14 protein-coding genes and 1 pseudogene are annotated in these 12,966 nt (G+C 67.5%); 8 read left to right on the top strand and 7 right to left on the bottom strand.

The features are described from left to right. Positions 1–2: 2 nt before the first annotated feature. Genes AC1DGE_RS05775 through AC1DGE_RS05765 form a run of 3 tightly spaced genes read left to right on the top strand, consistent with a single transcriptional unit; the run spans position 3 to position 3,180 of the window. Complete coding sequence (locus AC1DGE_RS05775; protein WP_441417184.1) at positions 3–1,286, top strand: magnesium transporter MgtE N-terminal domain-containing protein; 1,284 nt, start codon at positions 3–5, stop codon at positions 1,284–1,286. Continuing rightward, complete coding sequence (locus tag AC1DGE_RS05770) at positions 1,267–2,016, top strand: DUF1003 domain-containing protein (RefSeq protein ID WP_441417183.1); 750 nt, start codon at positions 1,267–1,269, stop codon at positions 2,014–2,016. The genes AC1DGE_RS05775 and AC1DGE_RS05770 overlap by 20 nt, the downstream gene beginning before the upstream one ends. Before the next feature lie 12 nt (positions 2,017–2,028). Beyond that, entirely contained in the window at positions 2,029–3,180 is a 1,152-nt protein-coding gene (locus AC1DGE_RS05765) for an Mrp/NBP35 family ATP-binding protein (RefSeq protein ID WP_476908516.1), read from the top strand. Positions 3,181–3,213: 33 nt separating this feature from the next. Here AC1DGE_RS05765 and AC1DGE_RS05760 read toward each other — a convergent pair whose 3' ends face one another. The 3 genes from AC1DGE_RS05760 to sigE form a co-directional block, all read right to left on the bottom strand. Then, complete coding sequence (locus AC1DGE_RS05760; RefSeq protein ID WP_476917065.1) at positions 3,214–3,591, bottom strand: twin-arginine translocase TatA/TatE family subunit; 378 nt, start codon at positions 3,589–3,591, stop codon at positions 3,214–3,216. Positions 3,592–3,692: 101 nt separating this feature from the next. Next, positions 3,693–4,856, bottom strand: coding sequence for an anti-sigma factor family protein (locus AC1DGE_RS05755; protein ID WP_476917064.1), 1,164 nt, complete (start codon positions 4,854–4,856; stop codon positions 3,693–3,695). Positions 4,857–4,864: 8 nt separating this feature from the next. Beyond that, positions 4,865–5,500, bottom strand: a complete 636-nt coding sequence (gene sigE / locus AC1DGE_RS05750; RefSeq protein WP_175321762.1) for an RNA polymerase sigma factor SigE — start codon at positions 5,498–5,500, stop codon at positions 4,865–4,867. 235 nt (positions 5,501–5,735) lie between these two features. Between sigE and AC1DGE_RS05745 the strand changes: the two genes are divergently transcribed. Beyond that, positions 5,736–6,368: an O-methyltransferase gene (locus AC1DGE_RS05745; RefSeq protein WP_441417179.1), complete on the top strand. Its 633-nt coding sequence runs from the start codon at positions 5,736–5,738 to the stop codon at positions 6,366–6,368. A 65-nt stretch (positions 6,369–6,433) separates the two neighbouring features. Here the strand turns inward: AC1DGE_RS05745 and AC1DGE_RS05740 are convergent, their stop codons facing one another. The 4 genes from AC1DGE_RS05740 to AC1DGE_RS05725 form a co-directional block, all read right to left on the bottom strand. Further along, positions 6,434–6,601, bottom strand: coding sequence for a DUF3117 domain-containing protein (locus tag AC1DGE_RS05740; protein WP_079550332.1), 168 nt, complete (start codon positions 6,599–6,601; stop codon positions 6,434–6,436). A 225-nt stretch (positions 6,602–6,826) separates the two neighbouring features. Further along, complete coding sequence (locus AC1DGE_RS05735) at positions 6,827–8,143, bottom strand: hypothetical protein (protein ID WP_476917216.1); 1,317 nt, start codon at positions 8,141–8,143, stop codon at positions 6,827–6,829. Between the two features lie 5 nt (positions 8,144–8,148). Beyond that, entirely contained in the window at positions 8,149–8,556 is a 408-nt protein-coding gene (locus AC1DGE_RS05730) for a DivIVA domain-containing protein (RefSeq protein ID WP_441417178.1), read from the bottom strand. 35 nt (positions 8,557–8,591) lie between these two features. Beyond that, complete coding sequence (locus tag AC1DGE_RS05725) at positions 8,592–9,497, bottom strand: LOG family protein (protein WP_476917063.1); 906 nt, start codon at positions 9,495–9,497, stop codon at positions 8,592–8,594. 161 nt (positions 9,498–9,658) lie between these two features. On the opposite strand from AC1DGE_RS05725, the gene AC1DGE_RS05720 reads away from it, so the two are divergent. The 4 genes and pseudogenes from AC1DGE_RS05720 to AC1DGE_RS05705 form a co-directional block, all read left to right on the top strand. Continuing rightward, positions 9,659–10,414, top strand: coding sequence for an amino acid ABC transporter ATP-binding protein (locus tag AC1DGE_RS05720; protein ID WP_441417176.1), 756 nt, complete (start codon positions 9,659–9,661; stop codon positions 10,412–10,414). 88 nt (positions 10,415–10,502) lie between these two features. Then, complete coding sequence (locus tag AC1DGE_RS05715; protein WP_441417175.1) at positions 10,503–11,384, top strand: glutamate ABC transporter substrate-binding protein; 882 nt, start codon at positions 10,503–10,505, stop codon at positions 11,382–11,384. A gap of 100 nt (positions 11,385–11,484) precedes the next feature. Further along, positions 11,485–12,135, top strand: a complete 651-nt coding sequence (locus AC1DGE_RS05710; protein ID WP_441417174.1) for an amino acid ABC transporter permease — start codon at positions 11,485–11,487, stop codon at positions 12,133–12,135. After that, positions 12,132–12,929: pseudogene (locus AC1DGE_RS05705) on the top strand (amino acid ABC transporter permease); the annotation flags it as partial. The gene AC1DGE_RS05710 and the pseudogene AC1DGE_RS05705, both read left to right, overlap by 4 nt. Between the last annotated feature and the right edge of the window lie 37 nt (positions 12,930–12,966).

Raw genomic sequence — 12,966 nt, 5'->3', positions numbered from 1 at the left:
GTGTGAGCACAACTCTTTCGCGGGTATTTGTCGCGCGCCTCCTCGGACTGGACGTCTTCGACCCCCTGGGCGACCGTCTGGGCCGGTTGCGCGACGTCGTCGTGCTCTCCCGCGGCAACCGGGGCGCCCCGCACGTGGTGGGCATCGTCGTCGAGGTCCCCGGCAAGAAGCGCGTCTTCGTGCCGATGACCCGGATCACCTCGATCGACCAGACCCAGGTCATCTGCACCGGGCTGGTGAACCTGCGCCGGTTCGAACAGCGCGGCGCGGAAACCCTCGTGGTCGCCGAGATGTTCGACCGCCGCGTGACCCTGGCCGAYGGCAGCGGGGACGCCACCATCGAGGACATCGCGATGGACCGGCACCGCTCCGGCGACTGGTTTGTCAGCAAGCTCTTCGTCCGCCGCGGCCACTCCCTCTCGCCGCTGAGCAGGCTGCGCCGCAACGAAACCATGATCATCGACTGGGCCGACGCCCAGCAGGGCGCCCGCACCGAGCCCCAGGCAGCCACCCAGTTCGTCGCCACCCACGAGGACCTCAAGCCCGCTGACTTTGCCGAGGCGCTCCAGGAGATGAGCGACAAGCGCCGCTTCGAGGTCGCCAGCGAGCTCCAGGACGAACGCCTCGCCGACGTCCTGCAGGAAATGCCCGAGGGCGACCAGGTGGAAATCCTCTCCGCCCTCGACGTCGAACGCGCCGCCGACGTGCTGGAGGAGATGGACCCCGACGACGCCGCAGACCTCCTCGCCGAGCTCCCCAGCGCGCAGGCCGAGGAACTGCTGCAGTTGATGGAACCCGAAGGCGCCGAGGACGTGCGCCGCCTGCTCGAATACGACGAGGACACCGCCGGCGGCCTGATGACGCCCGTTCCGGTCATCCTGCCCCCGGAAGCGACCGTCGCCGAGGCCCTCGCCCACGTCCGGCGCGAGGAGCTCTCCCCCGCGCTGGCCTCGTCGATCTTCATCGCGCGCCCGCCGCTGGAGACGCCGACGGGGCGTTTCCTCGGCGTCGTGCACATCCAGCAGCTGCTGCGCTACCCGCCGCCGGAACCGCTGGGCAACCTGGTGGACAAGAACCTCGAGCCGGTCTCTGACCAGGCCCACATCAGCGAGGTGGCGCGCACCCTGGCTACCTACAACCTCAACTCACTCCCCGTGGTCAACGAAGACGGCCGACTCGTCGGGGCGGTGACTGTTGATGACGTGCTTGATCATCTGTTGCCCGACGACTGGCGCGCCCACGATGACGACGCCCCGATAAGGAAACTTGGAGGCCGCATTGGCTGATATCAGCACACCACGGAACCCCAACGTCCGCCCGGGAGCCCGGACCACCGGCGGCCTTGATACCCCGCTGAGCGGCCGCGCCCGGATCCTGCCCAAGTTCTCCCCCAACCCGGATGCCTTCGGCCACGCCACCGAGGGCTTCGCCCGGTTCATGGGCACGCCGACGTTCCTGGTCTACATGACCGTGTTTTGCGTCTTCTGGCTGGTCTGGAACACTTTTGCGCCGAAGGAGTGGCAGTTCGACTCCCAGGCGCTCGGGTACACGCTGCTGACCCTGATGCTCTCCCTGCAGGCCTCCTACGCCGCACCGCTGCTGCTGCTGGCCCAGAACCGCCAGGACGACCGTGACCGCGTCTCGCTGGAGCAGGACCGCCAGCGTGCCGAACGCAACCTCTCCGACACCGAATACCTGACCCGGGAACTCGCCTCGCTGCGCATCGCCCTGCGCGAGGTCGCAACCCGCGACTACGTCCGGGCCGAGCTGCGCAGCCTCCTTGAGGACATGCTCGAAGCGCAGGAGGAACTGCGCACCCACGACCCCTCGGCCGGCGTACACGAGACCCCGCGGGACAAAGTCAAGGAAAAGCTCAAGGAACGCCGCGACAAACAGCGCAGCCCGCGTACCCAGCAGATCCCCCGCGTCAGGAGCGAGGCAACGCCGGACAAGCAGTCCGGTTCCGGTCCGGACGCCACCGGCGCGCCGGCGCACCGCACCTTCCCCGAAAGCTGAGCCAAGCCCGCAATGAGCACCCCGCAGGGATCAACCCCGGCATTCCCCCTGGACCAGGCCGTGCACGCCGCACTGGCCACCGTGATCGACCCGGAACTGCGCCGCCCCATCACCGAACTCGGCATGGTCGATTCCGTGGACATTTCCGGCTCCGGCCACGTACGGATAGCCGTGCTGCTCACCATTGCGGGCTGCCCGCTGCGCGGCACCATCACCGCGGACTGCGAGGCGGCCCTGGCCGCCGTGCCGGGCGTCACCGCCGTCGACGTCGAACTCAAGGTCATGTCCCAGGAACAGCGCGATGCGCTCAAGGAGCGGTTGCGCGGCCCGGGCGGTGCGCGCGGCATCCCGTTCAACGCGCCGGGCTCCCTGACCAAGGTCTACGCCGTGGCGAGCGGCAAGGGCGGGGTGGGGAAATCCTCGGTGACCGTGAACCTGGCCTGCGCCCTCGCGGCCCAGGGGCTGCGGGTGGGGATCGTGGACGCGGATGTGTACGGCTTCTCGGTCCCGGCGCTGATGGGCATCAGCCAGGCACCCACCCGGGTGGACGACATGATCCTGCCGCCGGTGGCCTACGGCGTCAAGGTCATCTCCATCGGCATGTTCGTCACGGGCAACCAGCCGGTGGCCTGGCGCGGGCCGATGTTGCACCGCGCCCTCGAGCAGTTCCTCACCGACGTCTACTTCGGCGACCTGGACGCCCTGTTCCTGGACTTGCCGCCGGGCACGGGCGACATCGCCATCTCGGTGGCCCAGCTGCTGCCCAAGGCGCAGATCCTGGTCGTGACCACTCCCCAGGCCGCGGCGGCCGACGTGGCCGAGCGGGCCGGGGCGATCGCGGTCCAGACCGGCCAGTCAGTGGCCGGCGTCGTGGAGAACATGTCCTATCTGGAAATGCCCGACGGCGGCAGGATGGAACTCTTCGGCAGCGGCGGAGGCGCCGTGCTCGCCGAGCGTCTCTCCGCCACCGTTGGCACCGACGTGCCGCTGCTGGGCCAGATTCCGCTCGACATCCTGCTTCGCGAAGGCGGAGACACCGGCGTTCCGCTCGTGCTTGGCCGGCCCGAAACTCCGGCAGCGCTGGCCCTGGCGGGCATAGCCGGCAGTCTGGCTGCCAGCCCGCGCGGGCTGAAAGGGATGTCGCTGGGCCTCCAGCCCCGCTGACACGGGCCGCACCGGGCCCGCCGGACGTCCTGTTTAGGTTGCCTCGGAGTCGAACGGCGCAGCCTCGCCCTCCGGCAGCCGCTCAACGACCCGGGCCGGCCGGCGCTCTTCGGCGGTGGCGACGGCGGCGGGCGCACCGGTGCTCACGGGCTTGGTGTCGTCCTCCAGGAGGGCTTCCTTGATGATCCGGCGGGGGTCGTACTGCCGGGGGTCGTACTTCTTCCAGTCCACATCGTCGATGTCGATGCCGACTTCTTCCTTGATCTGCTCGCGGGCGCCGGAGGCCATCCGCCGGACTTCCTTGACGATGTTGGCCAGCTTCTGCGTGTATTCGGGCAGCCTGCTGGGTCCGATCACCAAAAGGCCGATGATCAGCAGAAGTATGAACTCCGGTCCGTTTATTCCAAGCACCCTAGGAAGATTACCCTCTCAGTCCTGTGCGCGACGATTCCAGAAAACGCTGCCCGGGCCTGGCTGACGGGCCCCGTTACGGTGCGGCGCCATGGTGTGCGTCATCGTGCCAGCAGCTCCACAATCCGTTCCAGGCCCCGCTCAAGGCGGGCCGGGACTCCCTCGGCGCCGTGCGCCGTCGGGGCCTCAACGGGATGAGGATGCACCAGGGCGCCCACGCCGTCGTCCGCCTGCTCCGCTGGGAGCTCGGAGATATACGTGAAGGTGGCCGTGGACGTCCGGTAGATGGCGCGGAAGGGCGCCTCTTTGTTGATCCAGAGCGAGCCGGCCGGGGCGGCGGGGCCAACCGCAGCGGCAGCGTCCAGCCGGGCGGCAACGAAGCCGTCCTCGGTGGCCGGATGCCCGGTCAGCACGTTCACCGGCGGCCCGGCGGCGGGCTGTGCTGGGCCAGACTGTGCTGGGCCAGCCGCCCCGGGGGTCGGCCGCACAGTGCCGGCCGTGCCGTGCTGGTCGGCGGAGACGTCCGCGTGTTGTTCCAGGACCGTCGCAAAGTGCCGGCCGTCGGTGAGGCGAAGCTCCAGGAGTTTCGAGCCGTCGGCGACCCCGCCGCGGGCCCAGACGAGGTGGTAGCCCAGCTCCCGCAGTTCCGGGCAGGTCCAGCCACGGGCACGCAGTGCGGAGAGCTGTTCGGCGCTCAGCGAGCCGGCCGGCGTGACGTCCGGCTCGCCGCTGAGCYTCCACGCGGCCGCCGAGATGCTCTCGGAAGACAGCGCCGGGCCGGACGGACCCGACCCGGGAAAGGCCGAGGTGAACGCCTCGTCGGCGGGCAGCGCCGTATCGCTGCCCATGAGGTAGGCGGCGCCGCCCATCAGGACGGCGGTGGCAGCCACGCCGCCGGCGATCCGGACAGCGAGCCGCAGCGGCCGCCCCTGCTGTGGCGGCGTCCGCCGCGGCGCAACCGAGGTCGGACCGGGCGCGGGAGCCGCCTCCGCATCCTGCTGCCCGGCGGCCAGGACGCCGGTGCGGGCCAGCAGGCGGGCGGTCAGGTCTTCGCTTGCGGCGGGCACAGCGGCACCGCGCAGCCGTTCGAGGTATTGGCGTTCGCGCTGCAGCCGGGCACGGCACGCGGTGCACCGCTCAAGGTGTTTCCGGCGCCGCTCCTGGGCCCTGCCGGTGAGCGGCTGCGCGCCCGTCCGGACCCGGCCCGGTTTCCGGCCGAAATACGTGCACGTGAGGCCCGCGAGGAAGTGTTTCAGTTGACCCATTGCCTGGTTCAGAGGAGGCCGGCGATGCGGGGCATCTTGAGCCGGGGCTTCAGTGACTGCTTTGCGGCCGGCTGCGGCCTGGGGTCGCGGTGGGCGAGCTTCTCGCGGAGCATCGTCCGGCCGCGGTGGATCCGGGACCGGACGGTGCCGAGTTTGACGTCCAGGGCCACGGCAACCTCGTCATAGGACAGGCCCTCTAGGTCGCAAAGCACCACGGCGGCGCGGAAATCCGGCGGGAGCTCCTCGAGGGCGGCCTGCACGTCCAGATCAAGGTTGTTGAATTCAAAGCTCTGCTCCGGACCGGGCTCGCGGCCGGGAATGCGCGACTCGGCGTCCTCGGCCAGCGCATCGAAGCGGATCCGGCTCTTACGCCGGGCCTGGTCGAGGAAGAGATTGGTGGTGATGCGGTGCAGCCAGCCGTCGAGCGTACCGGGCTTGAAGTTGTCCAGCGAGCGGAAGACCCGGACGAAGACTTCCTGGGTGAGGTCCTCGGCGTCGTACTTGTTGCCCGTGAGCCGATACGCCAGGCGGTAGACCTTGGCGGAGTGGTTGGTCACCACCTCTTCCCACGTCGGCCTGACCCATTCGGCCTCGGCCGTGGGCTGGGACTCGTCAGTTACCGGGACAGCTGCCACAACCGACATTGTCCACTCCCCTCGCGGATGGTGCTTACGCCTGGATGGCACTTGCTGCTGCAAGCCCCTACACCCCTAGATTCGGCGCCGATCACCACGCGGATGAGCGGATATCTATCATTTCAAAATAAGCTGGGAATTTCCTGACGTGGCCGGTTCTTCCGCCCACGGCGGAACGCAGAAGACCGCGCAGGACACAGTACGCTGTATGAAACACTCCCCTCCTGCCCGGAAAGCGATACCCATGAGCGCCGATAAGTCCACGAGCTGGTCCTACGCAGAAGATCTGCCTGCCGAGGATGAGGTCTTGTTGCACGCGCGCGAACGGTCTTTCGAATTGGGCGTCACCCCGATCGGGCCCGGCGTCGGAGCCGTCCTGACCGTACTCGCAGCCGCCTCCAAGGCTCAGACCGCGGTGGAAATCGGCACCGGGGCCGGCGTTTCCGGCGTCTGCATCCTGCGGGGCCTGGGGCCGCAGGCGGTGCTGACGACGATCGACGTCGACGTCGAACACCTCCGCGCCGCGCGGGAGTCCTTCCAGGAGGCCGGGAGCCCCGCCAACCGCACGCGCACCATTTCCGGCCGTGCCGGCGACGTGCTGCCGCGCCTGACCGACGGCGCCTATGACCTGGTGTTCATCGACGCGGACAAGCCCAACTACCCCAGCTACGTGGAGCAGGCCGTCCGGCTGCTCAAGTCCGGCGGCCTGCTGATCGTCAACGACGCCCTGGACAAGGACCGCGTCTCCAACCCCGCGGCCCGCGAGGCAACCACCGTCGTCCTGCGCCAGGTCGGAAAATCCATCCGCGACGACGACCGCCTCGCCTCAGCCATGCTGCCCACCGGCGACGGTTTGCTGGTGGCGGTCAAGAAATAGCCCGGGCTGCCGGAAAGGGGCCCGCTGCCAACCGGCTGCGGGCCCCTTTTCCTGTGACGATAAGGCTATTCGGTAACGCCGACCAGGCATTCCTTAAGATTTGTCGCTTCGGCAGCGTTGAGTTCGACCACAAGCCGTCCCCCGCCTTCGAGCGGAACCCGCATGATCAGGCTGCGGCCCTCTTTGGTCACTTCCATAGGGCCGTCGCCGGTGCGTGGTTTCATAGCCGCCATGAGGAATATCCCCTCCAGTAGTCCCGTGACTTACCAGCCCGGCCGGGCTGTGTCCGCTTGGTCAAACAAGACGCCTGGCGGCCGTGATGGCAGCCGCCGTGGCTCAACACTCAGTTTTCCTTTGCTTACGGCCCATTATCCCGTAATTACGCGCTTGTAGCTAATCGATGGACTTTTTATCCTCCTTGGGAATGTCGCGCTTACGGCAGGAAAACGTGTTCGGCGTCACGGCGGATAGTCGCCGCCGCCGGGCAATTGGGCCCACGCCCAAAGCCACACGATCCAGACGATTTGCAGCAGAATAAACATGACAACAACCGTCGCGCGGTAGGCGCGGGAGCGGGATACGAGTGCCGCGCCGAGGGCCAGCGGGAAGAGCGGCAGCAGCATCCGGAAGGTGCTGGTCTGCGGGTGCAGGAACACCAGCAGATAACCCACGTAACAAACGCACCACAGCCGCAGCTCCGTGCCCAGCGCCGCCACGGGACGGGACATCATGAGCAGGACAAAGGCGGCCACGAAGACGAACGGCGCCAGCAGCCCCAGGACGGGTCCGAAGAGCTGGACGCCGGCGTCGAACCAGGGTTTGAACGGCACCAGGTCATGCCCGCGCCACACCGTTTCGGTCTTGGTGTAGGCCTGGACGTCGCCCGTGACGGCCCAGGCAAACGCGGGCCACAACAGCGCCCCCAGACCGCTGACGGCGGCAAGGCCGGCCAGCGACCACAGCTCCCCGGGGCTATGGGTCCCGGCGGCGGGCGGCCCGGCGGCGGAGGTCCCGGCGGCGGGCATCCCCAGGTCGGGGCTGTGCACCGCACCGGTCCGGGGCCGGCCGCGGACCGTCGCGACGAGGCTCGGGTACACGCGGTACAGGAACAGCAGCCCGACCATCGCGGCGAACGGCACGCCGGTTGGCCGCGACAGGCACATCAGCAGCACCACCGGCATGGCCCAGAGGTAGCGCCGGCGCAGGACGAGCAGCAGCGCCGCGGCCAGCAGCAGGAGATTCAGGGACTCCGCGTAGGGAACCTGCAGCACCGGGGAGACGGGGAAGGTGGAGAAGAACACCGTGCCCCAGAGCGCCGTGCGGTGGGTGGCCTTGTGCCGGAATAGCCGGTAGACCACGAGGGCCGCCGCCAGTCCGGAGAGCATGGCGATGACGGTAAGCGCGGCGGCGGGCGCGATTCCAGCCAGCCCGGCGAGGGTCCGGCCCAGCAGCGGGAAGAGCGGGTAGAAGGCCCATGTGTTTTCCTGCACCGCGCCGGCGTCGTCGGTCGGCAGTTGGGCGGGATAGCCGTTCCGCAGGGCCTCGCCGTACCAGCGGGCATCCCAGATGTTGATGAAGTTCCAGTAGTCGGGCTTCGCCGGAAACCACGGGTTCACGCCCTGGTGCAGGGCGGCCGCCATGAAGATGCAGGCGCTGACCAGCCGCGCGGCAAGGTAGATGCCGCCGACCTGAAGCCACCACGGCCAGCGGGCGGCGCGCGTGCCGGCGGCCGCAATCCGGCTCCACACGGCGGAGTTCAGGCCCTCCTGAGCCACCGGGGTCACGGGGCCGGGTCCGGCGCAGGGTCCGGGTGCCGTTCCGGTGCCCCTTCCGGCAGCGGGTGTTCCAGCGGGGGTAGTTCCGGCGTCGTTGCCTCACGCTCCGTGCGGAGCCGGGCGATTTCGCGGTCCTTCCGGGCGATCTGGTCCCGCAGCTCGTCGAGGACCTGGTCCACCTGGTCCATCCTGTAGCCGCGCAGCCCGACGCCGAACCTGATCCGGTCGACGTCGGCCGGGTCCGCGTCGGCGGGCAGCAGCACGGCCGGCAGCGAGGCCACCGGCTCGTCGAAGCCGTCGTTGAAGGGCTGTTCGCCGGCGCCGCGGCGGAAGATCCGCGGCACCAGGTCGGTGCCGACGAGGATGGCGACGGCGGCCAGCACGATCGCCACGAAAACCAGGAAGAAACTCACAGCTCCATCGTGCCAGACCCGGCCGTGCGGGCTGCTCAGGCCCGCGGGCCGTTAGCCGCGCCGTAGCTGCCGTTTCCAGTGCCGTTGGTCCCAGTGCCGTTGTTCCCAGTGCTGGGGTTGGTTCCGTTCGGGTTGCGGTGGCGGGCGGCGCCTTCGACGATGAGTTCGACGGCGAGCGCCGGGTCGTCAACTACCTGCACCAGGTCGAGGTCTTCCTCCGCCATCATGCCCTCGGCGACCAGGGTGGTCTGGATCCAGTCCAGCATCGGGCTCCAGAAGGCGGTCCCGATCAGCACGATCGGGAAGGAAGTCACCTTCCGGGTCTGGACCAGGACCATGGCCTCGAATAGCTCATCCAGGGTGCCGAGGCCGCCGGGAAGGACAATGAAACCCTGGGCGTACTTCACGAACATGGTCTTGCGCGCAAAGAAATAGCGGAAGTTGATGCCCAGGTCCACCCACTGGTTCATGCCCTGCTCGAAGGGCAGTTCGATCCCCAGGCCTACCGACACCCCGTTGCCCTGAACCGCGCCCTTGTTGGCCGCTTCCATGGACCCGGGACCGCCGCCGGTGATCACGGCCAGGCCGGCTTCGGCCAGTTTGCGGCCCACGTCGACGGCCAGCTCATAGTTGAGGCTGCCCGGCAGCGTCCGGGCGGAGCCGAACACGCTGACCGCCGGGCCAAGGTCCGCGAGGGCGCCGAAACCTTCCACGAATTCGCTCTGGATCCGCAGCACACGCCACGGGTCGGTGTGCACAAACTGTCCGGGGCCCTTGGTGTCCAGCAGCGTCTGGTCCGACATCGTGACCCTGGCAGCCTTGCGGCGCAGCTCCAACGGGCCCTTGTGCCGGATGCCGTTCGCCTGCGGGGCGTCCCGCCGCCCGGCCCCGGCGTTCGGTGCGGGGTTCTGCTCTGGCGTGGGCTGCTGCTCGGTACTCATGCCCATAGGCTAGCGCGGATCGGAAGGCCCGGCGCCGCGGCGCGGCGGGGCGCCGGGAGGGTGTGGTACGACCCTGACCTGCGGATATCTCTTGGGTCACGATGTTGACCAACTCCGAGTGATTGGGGTCATAATCCGCCAATGTTCGCTAGATTCTTCTTATGACTACTCAAGTGCCCGGCGATGCCCTCGTCTCCCTAAATGCCGTCAACAAGCATTACGGCCAGTTGCACGTCCTCAAGGACATCAATCTGAACGTCCGCAAGGGAGAGGTCGTTGTTGTCATCGGCCCCTCGGGCTCCGGCAAGTCAACGCTCTGCCGCGCCATCAACCGCCTCGAGACCATCGACGACGGCGTCATCACGATCGACGGCAAGGAACTTCCCGCGGAGGGCAAGGAACTCGCAAAGCTGCGCGCCGACGTCGGGATGGTCTTCCAGTCCTTCAACCTGTTCGCGCACAAAACGATCCTGGAAAACGTCACGCTAGGCCCGATCAAGGTCAAGGGGGTGTCCAAGGCCGAGGCCGACAAGGACGCCATGGCTCTGCTGGAGCGCGTCGGCGTCGGACACCAGGCACCGAAGCTGCCGGCCCAGCTCTCCGGCGGCCAGCAGCAGCGCGTGGCCATCGCCCGCGCCCTGGCCATGAAGCCGAAGGTGATGCTCTTCGACGAGCCCACCTCCGCGCTGGACCCGGAAATGATCAACGAAGTCCTCGACGTCATGATCCAGCTGGCCAAGGAAGGCATGACGATGATCGTGGTGACCCACGAGATGGGCTTCGCCCGCAAGGCAGCCGACCGCGTGGTCTTCATGGCCGACGGCCAGATCGTCGAGGACGCGACGCCCGAGGAGTTCTTCACCAATCCCAAGAGCGATCGGGCCAAAGACTTCCTGTCCAAGCTCCTGACCCACTGAGCCGGCAAGGCTCCGCACACCACCACTGAAATTCCGCAGATTCCGCACCCAGGCTGCCGCGAGGCGGCCGTCCAATGAAAGGAATGTCATGATGGCATTTTTGACCCGAAGGAAATCCCTTCTGGTGGCCGCATCCGCAGCTCTGGCGTTGAGCCTGAGCGCCTGCGGCGGCAGCTCCTCCACGACGAACCCGCCCGTAGCCGAGAAGCCGAGCTTCGCCGCCGACAGCACCATGGCAAAGCTTTCTTCTGCCGGTAAGATCACCATCGGCACCAAGTTCGACCAGCCGCTGTTCGGCCAGAAGGGCCTCGACGGCAAGCCTGTCGGTTTCGACGTTGAGATCGGCAAGCTGATCGCCGCGAAGCTGGGCATCCCCGCCGACAAGATCGAGTGGGTCGAGACTGTTTCCGCCAACCGCGAGCAGTTCATCAAGCAGGGCAAGGTCGACATCATCGTCGCCACCTACACGATCAACGACAAGCGCAAGACCGAAGTCGACTTCGCCGGCCCGTACTACGAGGCTGGCCAGGCCCTCATGGTGAACAAGGACAACAACTCCATCACCAAGCCCGAGGACGTCAAGGGCAAGAAGGTCTGCTCCGTGACCGGTTCCACCCCTGCCTCCACCATCGTGGAGAAGTACGGAGCAATCCTGGTCCCGGCCGCTACCTACTCGGCCTGCCTTGAGCCGCTGCGCAACAAGCAGGTTGAAGCCGTCACCACCGACAACGTCATCCTCGCCGGATTCGTCAACAAGGAGCCGGACGCCTTCAAGCTGGCCTCGGACGAGACCTTCACCAAGGAGCCTTACGGCATTGGCCTGAAGAAGGACGACAAGGTCTTCCGCAACTGGATCAACGACCAGCTGGAAGCCTTCGACAAGGATGGCTCCTACAAGAAGGCCTGGGAAGCCACCGCGGGCTCCGTCATCAAGACGGCCCCGAAGCTCCCCGCCATCAACCGCTACTAAAGCCGGATGTGGCGGCCGCCGGAAACCGCGGCACTCGCGCCCCGGCGGCCGCCACAGCCCCGCTAACGATTGAATCCCCTCAACGCAGCTGAAGGAACCTATGGACGTCATCATTGAGAGCCTGCCCCAATACTGGGACGGCTTTCTCAGAACCCTCTTCCTGGCAGTGGTCTCGGGAATCATCGCCCTTGTCTTCGGTACCCTGCTCGCAGCGGCCCGGGTCTCCCCCATCGCCGCGCTGCGCGGCTTCAGCATGGCCTACGTGGAGATCGTCCGGAACACCCCGCTGACCATCGCCTTCTTCTTCGCCGCCGTGGTGCTGCCCCGCCTGGGTGTCACGTTCCAGCAGTTCGAAGTCGCCGCCATCATCGCCCTGAGCGCCTACACCTCGGCCTTCATCGCCGAGGCCGTCCGCTCCGGCGTCAACAGCGTTCCCGTGGGCCAGGCCGAGGCCGCCCGCAGCATCGGCATGAAGTTCAGCCAGGTGCTCTCCCTGATCATCCTGCCGCAGGCCCTGCGCACGGTCATCCCGCCCTTGATCAATATCCTGATCGCCCTGGTGAAGAACTCCTCCGTGGCCGGCGCGTTCTATGTGCTGGAGCTCTTCGGCTACGGCAAGCAGCTCGCCAACGACCACGGCGATGCCGTCATGTGGGTCCTGGTGGGCGTCGCGTTCTTCTACCTGCTGATAACCGTCCCGCTTGGCTACCTCGCCAACGTGGTTGAACGAAAGGTGGCGATCGCACGATGACCTCAGTTCTCTACGACGTCCCGGGTCCCAAGGCCCGCCGCGTTTCCCTGATCGGTTCGGTCATCGGCGTCATTGTGATCGGCGCGCTCCTGGTCCTGGCCGTAATGACCCTGGCCCAGCAGGGCATCTTCGAAGGCCAGCGGTGGGCCATCTTCGGCCAGGCCGACGTTTGGACGCTGATCGCCAACGGCATCGGTGCCACGCTGAGCGCCGCCGCGGTCTCTGCCGTGATCGCCTTCCCCCTGGGCCTGCTGCTGTGCCTGATGCGGATCTCCGACGTCGCCTGGATCCGTGTCCCCACCCGCATCGTCCTGGAGTTCCTCCGCGGCATGCCGGTGGTCCTGATGATGCTGTTCGTGTTGCTCGTCTTTGCCACCAGCTCCTTCATCGCCGTCGTGGCCGGCCTGGTCCTCTACAACTCGGCCATCTTCGCCGAAATCATCCGGGCCGGCATCCAGTCGCTGCCCAAGGGCCAGCGGGAAGCCGGCCTCGCCATCGGCCTGACCAGCTTCCAGTCCCGGCTGACCATCGAGCTGCCCCAGGCCATCCGCCGCATGCTCCCCTCGCTCGTGGCGCAGCTGGTTGTCCTGCTCAAGGACACCTCGCTCGGATACATCGTGGCCTACGGCGAGCTCCTCCGCGCGGTGCAGGTCATGGCGGACTTCCTGGGTCCGCAGTTCCTCTTCCCGGTGTTCTTCGTGGCCGCCGCGATCTACATCGCGATCAACCTGGCAGTCTCCCGCATCGCCATCTGGATCGAGAAGCGCGGTTCCAAGAAGGTCCGGAACCCAGTCGGGTTCCGGACCTCCTGCCTTTTTTCCCGGACGGGCC

Source organism: Arthrobacter sp. 05N425 (genome assembly GCF_056397125.1).
Note: the sequence above shows the minus strand (reverse complement) of the source record. Positions and strands in the feature narration are given on the sequence as shown.